This window comes from Methylomonas sp. BG-2 (assembly GCF_057766305.1).
Map to the genome: position 1 here is coordinate 1 of NZ_JBYMAP010000197.1, position 7,280 is coordinate 7,280.

General features: G+C 54.5%; 6 protein-coding genes. All 6 read right to left on the minus strand.

Features of this window, described 5'->3' with window-relative positions:
• Positions 1 to 78: 78 nt before the first annotated feature.
• Complete coding sequence (locus tag AC3B8H_RS16230; protein ID WP_488442589.1) at positions 79 to 795, minus strand: hypothetical protein; 717 nt, start codon at positions 793 to 795, stop codon at positions 79 to 81.
• 40 nt (positions 796 to 835) lie between these two features.
• Entirely contained in the window at positions 836 to 1,504 is a 669-nt protein-coding gene (locus AC3B8H_RS16235) for a hypothetical protein (RefSeq protein ID WP_488442590.1), read from the minus strand.
• 313 nt (positions 1,505 to 1,817) lie between these two features.
• A complete protein-coding gene (locus AC3B8H_RS16240) occupies positions 1,818 to 3,653 on the minus strand; it encodes an Hsp70 family protein (protein WP_488442591.1) in 1,836 nt (611 codons plus the stop codon).
• Positions 3,650 to 4,306 (minus strand): DUF2760 domain-containing protein, encoded by a 657-nt coding sequence (locus tag AC3B8H_RS16245; RefSeq protein WP_488442592.1) that lies wholly within the window; start codon positions 4,304 to 4,306, stop codon positions 3,650 to 3,652. Before AC3B8H_RS16245 ends, AC3B8H_RS16240 begins: the two co-directional genes overlap by 4 nt.
• Before the next feature lie 72 nt (positions 4,307 to 4,378).
• Complete coding sequence (locus tag AC3B8H_RS16250; protein WP_488442593.1) at positions 4,379 to 4,762, minus strand: hypothetical protein; 384 nt, start codon at positions 4,760 to 4,762, stop codon at positions 4,379 to 4,381.
• Between the two features lie 349 nt (positions 4,763 to 5,111).
• Positions 5,112 to 7,280: TonB-dependent siderophore receptor (locus tag AC3B8H_RS16255; RefSeq protein ID WP_488442594.1), on the minus strand; the 2,169-nt coding region annotated here is incomplete at its 5' end.

Consider the following 7,280-nt stretch of genomic DNA (forward strand, 5'->3'; position numbering starts at 1 on the left):
ATCGTCGCTATCGCCTCTCCTCGCCGGCGAACATCAGCAAGGAGGGGCGTTTTTGATTCAGCAGCTTCGGTAGCCGGACTAAGCCGTTGCCTTGCGCAATCGGCCAACACCGGCGAAGCCGAACAATACCGTGCCCATCATTACAAAGCTGGGGGGTAGCGGCACCGAACCGATAATGCTAGTCGGAGTACCCGCGGTTAATAAGCGAAATTGTCCGTCCCAAGCCTGCGGACCCGTAAAATTCAAACGCAAACTGGAGACGTTGGAAAATACACTGGGATCGGAAAAATCATTGAAATCGAACCAAAAGTCTTCGGTTTGACTGACCGTTTTGCTGCCTGCTACCGAGGTATCGTTAACGACCATTTGGATATTCACGTCCAGGTCGATGGTCAGAACTTCCAACAATATCGCACTGCCGTATAACGTAAAGTTGGTCGGATCAAACGTCCATAAAATCGACGCGGCACCGGCGGAACCAGTCGAATTGGAAATTTTCAAAGCCCCTTCGCCAGATAGGATGTCTTCTTTATTCGCATAGCGTCCCTCGGTGGCGGTCGCGGAAAAGGTCCTGGATACGTGCGCCAAATCGCTGCCGGAAATTTCTGCGATGCTATTGCTCGTGGCGCCCGGTACATAGACTTCTCCCGGCCTTCCATTCCCACGGTCCGTTACATTTTGCAGTTGGCTGAAATTATCGATCGTCAGGTTACTGGCTTGAGCGTGACCCGCAATCGAAAGCAAGCCTGAAAACAGCACCGAACTCAGTAGTTTGAATGGAAAATTGTTACGCATGTTGGATTCCTCGGATAGGTTCGAATTCGTTAATAAAGCTTCAAGACAATCTGGACAGCGCCGGTTTTACCGACATTTGACGCAGGTAAAACATGCCGATAATCAACAGTGCCCATGTGGTCGGCTCCGGAACGGTGTTGGTTTGCGTGCCGGTACGATTCGCCGCCATCAAATCGATCTGCGCATCCCAGGCTTCAACCCCACGGAAATTCAACTGCAAGCTGCTCAAGTTGCCGAAACTGGAAGGATTGGTGAAGTCCGAAAACGCAAGAATGTGCTGACCGGTACCGCCAAAATTGTGAAAATCAAACACAGACAAACCGTTTGCAATCACTTGGATTTCAAAGCTCAAATCAATAAAGCCGATATTTAACAGCAGCGCGTCGGCGACCGACATCAAGTTGATGGGATCGAAGCTGTATAAGATACTGGCGGTACCGCTGGAATCGGTGCTGTTGCTGATCGTCAACATCCCGCTCTCCACCGCAACTTCGGTATCGGCGGCGGTGGGGTTTGGTTCCGCGGTCAAGGTTCTGTAGGCGTTAACCAAATCGGTACCGGATATCTGCAGCGGCCCGTCGGTGCCGTTTTGGGCAATTTGAAAGTCGGTAAAGTTATCGATTAGCGTTGCCGCCCCCGCATTGTGCATAGACGCGGACAACAACAGAATGGCGGTGAAATAGCCGAATTTGGATTTTGACGAGTTCAATTTAATTCCCCTAAGTTTGATTGAGTTGGCTGACAAAGCAGATCGAAACCACACCATCTGTCTTTTCTGGATTAAAGCGTTTTCCGTGCCAATATCGTTTTTTTGATGTAAATCAAACAAATGAGGGTTTTAGCGAGGTCCATCACAGATTTGCAACAAGAGCTGCCAGCCAACGATGGCATGACATGTACTGCCAAACGCGTCATGTAGTCCGGCAACGGTTTTTCACCAGCCCACTACAAAAAAAGCCGATCCCGTTGGGATCGGCCATTCAAAAACATGCGCGGGAAATGATCCCAGAGTTACAGCCGAATTAACTTTCCCCGGCTCTGACCTCAAATTCAATTTTCCACTGTTGCTGCTCGCGCCGCGACACCGCGCGCAATTCCAGCGTGCCGACTTCGGTGACGGCGGAGGACAGATAGACCGGCACGATGTCGCCGGCGGCCCGGCCTTCTTCCGGCAAGGTGATTTCGATTTCGTCGAGCTCTTCCAACTCGTCGTCGTGCCAGCTTTCCAGCCGGGCGCCGACTTGGTCCTCGCGGCGGGTTTTGGAGCCGAAGAAGCGGAAGCGGACCGGTTCGCCGACGATCAAACCGAATTCGTCGTTGGGCAGGTTTTGCTCGGTGCCCTCTTCCATGCCGAACGGCGCGATGCACAGCGCTTCAATTTCCGGCGCCAAACCGGGCACCGCCGGCATTGCGCTTTCGACACCGACGTAATACGCCGCCGCCGTGCCGCCCTTGATGCGCACACCCTTACCCTGGCGGACAAAGCCATAATAGGCCGCGCCGCGCGCCACCGCTAAATCCAGATCGGCGCCTTGCAGCAAACGCGCATCCGGCGCTTGCTCGGCTTGCAGCCAGCCGTTGAGGATTTGCATCAATCGTTCGGCCAACACGCCGGCCTTCAACACGCCGCCATTGAACAGCACGGCGGTCGGATGCAAGAAGCTGGCGTGTTCAGGCAGATTCACCGCCTGGAATTCCTCGGTGGCCTGACGTTGACGCGCCAAAAACACCGCCAGATGGCGGGTAATACCGGCATCCTGAGCATATGGCAAACCGGCGCTGCGCAGACCGCTACGCGGCCGGCTGACCGGTTTGTCGCCGGCTTGGGCAAACGGTAGAAAGCCTTCGACCAATACCCGATTGAGTTCGTCGCGGGTCAATTCGGTGCGCAAGGTGCCGCCGATCAGCGACGAACCCCGGCTGGCGACCACCAGCGGCATGCTGCCCAGTTCCGGCTGGTTGAACAATTTTTCCTTGGCTTCCCGGCAGCCGTGGGTCAGCGATTGCACCTGCCAGGATTCCAGTTTCCTGCCGCTTTCCTGCTCCAGTTTGGCCTTGACCGTGTAAGCCAGCGCCAAATCCATGTTATCGCCGCCCAGCAGAATATGGTCGCCGACCGCGACGCGGGTCAATTGCAGATTGCCGTCCTGCTCGGTGACCGCGATCAGCGACAAGTCGGTAGTGCCGCCGCCGACGTCGACCACCAAAATCACGTCGCCGACCTTAACGTGGTTACGCCAGTCGCCTTCGCTGTTTTCGATCCAGCTGTACAGCGCGGCCTGCGGTTCTTCCAGTAATACGGCTTGGCCCAAGCCCACCGAGCGGGCCGCTTCGACGGTCAATTCCCGCGCGGCCGGGTCGAACGACGCCGGCACGGTGATGGTTACATCCTGGGATTCCAGCCGGTCTTCCGCAAAGCGGTGGTTCCAGGCATCGCGCAAATGTTGGAGATAAGCTTGAGTGGCGGCAAACGGCGAGATACGCTCGACCTCGTCCGGGGCTTCGGCCGGCAAGATCGGCTGCTTGCAATCCACTCCGGCATGGCATAGCCAGCTCTTGGCGCTGGCGACCAAGCGGATCGGCGTTTTGCTACCCAAATTGCGAGCGATTTCGCCGACCAGTTTGTCCGGCTTGGCGGTCCAGGGCAACGCGGTCGAGCCTTCGGCCAATTCGGCCGAGTGAGCCAGATAGGTGAACGAGGCCAGTTGCGGCTTGTCTTCGATGGTACCCGGCCCGGTTAACTGCGGAATCGCGAACACGTCGATGCGCACCTGATCGTCGCCGGCCTGCAAATCGACGTAGGACAGCACGCAATGGGTGGTACCCAGGTCGATGCCGACCGAATAGCGGGCACTCATAATTCCACCTCGGCCGGCGCGACGATTTTGGCGTTATGGCCTTCGGTCAGCTTGGGCAGGCGCAAATCAGTGACTTGCCAGCCTTTGTGCACCAGCGTGCCGGTGAACGGCGCCTGGCCGACGATGTTGCCGGTCAAGCGGAACGATCCGGCGTCAAAGCCCGGATTCAAGGTCACCCGGCTGCCTTCGGCATCGCTGCTGACCGGAGCCAACGTGAAATGCTCGTTGATGGCCTTGACGCAACCTTGATGCACCACTCGCGCCGCCGCGCCAATGTCCGCGTCGGAGAAGGCGCCGACGTCTTCTTTAATAAAGTCGATAAAGCGGGCTTCCTTTTGCAACAAACTCAGCAATTGCAGCGCGGCGTCCGGCGTAGCTTCCTTCAGAATCACCGGTTCCGGCGCGGGTGCTTGGACAATTTTTTCGACTTCGACGATTTTCTCGACGATCTTGATTTCCGGTTGCGGCGCCGGCGCGACAGGCGCCGGCACTTGGGCGGAGCGGGCCTTGTTGCAACGGCGCAGACCCAGCAGCACCGAAATCAATACGGCAATCAGCGTCAAAGCCAGCACTGCGGCGGTACCGGCCAGGCAGACATGCCACAAATCGAACGTGGTCGGGCGTAACGATAAATCGATGGTATAGGTATTCATGGTGTAAGGCGTGGTTGAGAACAAACCGCCCGAGGCGGCATTCGCGGCGGCAGCCGGCCGCCGCACGGAGAATTAGGGTTGGGCGCCGGCTTTTTTGGCGGCTTCGAGGTACATCAGTTCCTGCAACATGTTACGGGTGGTCTGGATGCGCAATTTTTTCAAATGGCGATCGGCCACGACACCCGGCACGCCGACATCGGTGTAAACCTTACGCATGTCGCCCAGCATGGGCTCGCAGAATTTGGCGATCGCGTCGGTGGCGTTACGGCTTTCCAATTTTTGGTTTTCCGGCTTGCGCATCTCGTCGACGACGCACTTTTTGTATTTGAATTGGGCTTGCTGGATTTTTTGAATGGTGTCTTCGCTCAGCGAGGTCTCGTTCCACTCTTCCTTGGCGGATTCTTCGGCGACGGCCCAATTCGCGGTCAGCAACAACGCGATCAACAGAATTTTCATGGTTTGGCTCCTGGCTTGAAAGTTTTTAGCCGGGATTTTACGCGATGGCGGCGGGATTGAACAATTGATGATCGCCCAAGCACCGGCGCCGGCGCGTCGAAGGAACAGTCCACCGCTGGCTCCCGGAGATCGGCGCGCGAAACGGCGAGCAATGGACGCGCTGAAGTGTCGATCTCCAGCTACCCACCGTCGGAAAAAACCAGGACGCCAAAAAACGCGACGCGACCTGGAAGATGGCCGCGCTGCTGTAAGGCACGGCCACCAGTTAGCAATCGCGCGGTGGTAAAAGAGGTCTCAGCTTCGAGCAGAGGCGTTCGTTCACGGCTCCAAAGCCCTTCCAAACCGAGTTTTAATACTCGATCCGCACCGAGCCCATAAACGTTCTGGGCGCGCCAACCTCTATGCCATTTCGGTTAAATGATGCCGGATAATATTCCTTATCCAACAAGTTATTGACATTGAATTGCGTGGTTAATGTGCTACCACCGACCTTCCAACTATAGCTGCTGAGCAAGTTGACCGTTGTATAACCCGGTAATACGGCAGTCGTTGCGTCAATATCGGTCTTTTGGGAGCTTCGGGTGATGACGCCCCCACCGAATTTTAAACCCTGAAATAGCCCTGATTGTAATTCGTAAGTCGAAAATAGGCTGCCGCCGTGCCGAGGAACACCCCGGAATCTGCGTCCAACTTCGCTTTCTCTGCCGACCGTAACAGTCGCATCTGGAGTGTATGCGTAGGAGCCAATAATATTCCAACCTGGAAGTACTTCGCCTTTAATATCAAGCTCCAGTCCAGCACTATTTGCTTCACCTATCGATAAATAATTTCCAGCTAGCTTTGGATCGGGAATCCTGACATTTTGTTTTGTAAGATCAAACCAAGCTAACGTTCCCATAAAGCGCTTGTCGAACAGCTCGGTCTTCAAACCGAATTCCCACTGCTGGGCCGTTTCAGGCTGAAGCAAATTGCCGCGTATTCCAAGGCTGCTAACCGATGTAAAGTTTTCGGAGTAACTGCCATACACGCTAAGTTCAGGCAGAGGTTGCCAGATCACGCCGCCACGCGGAGACAAATTGTCTTGACGCGGAACTTCGGACAGTCGGCCGTTGAAAATCGCACTCGATTCGGCGCTGTCATACCTGAAACCCGCGAGCATGTTTAGATGGTAAGGCAATTTGATTTGATCTTGCAGATATAAGCCGAACCAGTCGCTTGATTGAGAGAGCTGATTATTGTTGGCCAGATCGCCCAAGGCGGCCGGGAGGCCAAGATATTGTGGATTATAAATATTAATTCTATTACCTGAACCGGACACAAACCGCTGAATCGTATCGATCGAAGTGTGGTAATGATCTCCCCCCAATAATAGAGTATGTTTTAATCCGGCTGTATTGAAATGTCCGGTAAGGTTCACGCTATTGTAGTAAACCGGTTGATTCCCTAGGTCTTGCGACTGGTATAGTCCAAAGCGATTCACTGTTTTATTGTCAAAAAAACCTGTTACTGCTGAAGTCGCTCCGTTTTGCCCGATAAATTGCATGTTGAACCGATGGCTCAATGTCCAATTTTCGTTAAATGCGTGCGACCAATTCATGCCTACCATGATACGCTCGTACTCATAATTAACCGGTTCGCCCAAAAAACGGTTTTGCGGTAAATTGGCGGGTCGATTTTCGATGGCGGGTATGCCGCGGTCAAATACCACGTGGCCGGTGTCGTATTCCAATTCGAAATTTAATTGAGTCCTTGGGCTGATATTCCAAGTCACCATAGGTGCGATAAAAGTCCTTTCGCTATTAACGAAATCCCGGAATGAGTCGGCGCTTTTGTAGGCAAGGTTGAGTCGATAGAGTAACGATTTGTCGTCCGTGATTGGCCCCGTAGCATCGACAGTAGTACGATATAGATCATAAGAACCGAATTGCTGTTGCAACGAATAATAAGGCGTCGCCAACGGTTTTTTAGTTATGTAATTCACCACGCCACCCGGATTGGTCATTCCGTACAGTAAAGACGCCGGTCCTTTTAACACTTCGACACGCTCGGTATTAGCCAAATCTCGTCCGCCTATAATGTAGTCCGCCACGGGAAACGGCGCCCCATCTCGATAGTCTCCGCTCAAGCTGTTGAATCCACGACGCGTCGAGGACTCAAAAAAATCTCCCGAGCCGCTACTGCGATAAATGCCGCTCACGTAATCTAATGCATCGTTAGGACGTATTCCCTGAATATCTTCGATCACCTGTTTCGGCACAACCTGGATTGAATAAGGTGTTTCCATGATTGGAGTATCGGTTTTGGTAGCGGTAGCCGCGTTGGGCAGGCTGTAGTCGGGGTTGTAAGGGTCGGTAGAGTCGTAAGCGCTTCGGCCGATCACCGAGACTGGCGGCAGCGTGGTCGGGCCGGCGTTATTGTGCAGCTCGCCGGCCGGTTTGGGTTGCAGGCTGAGCGTGCCGTCGCCGGCCGCGACGGCTCTGAGCGGCGCGCCGCTCAACAGAATCGCGATGGCTTCCTC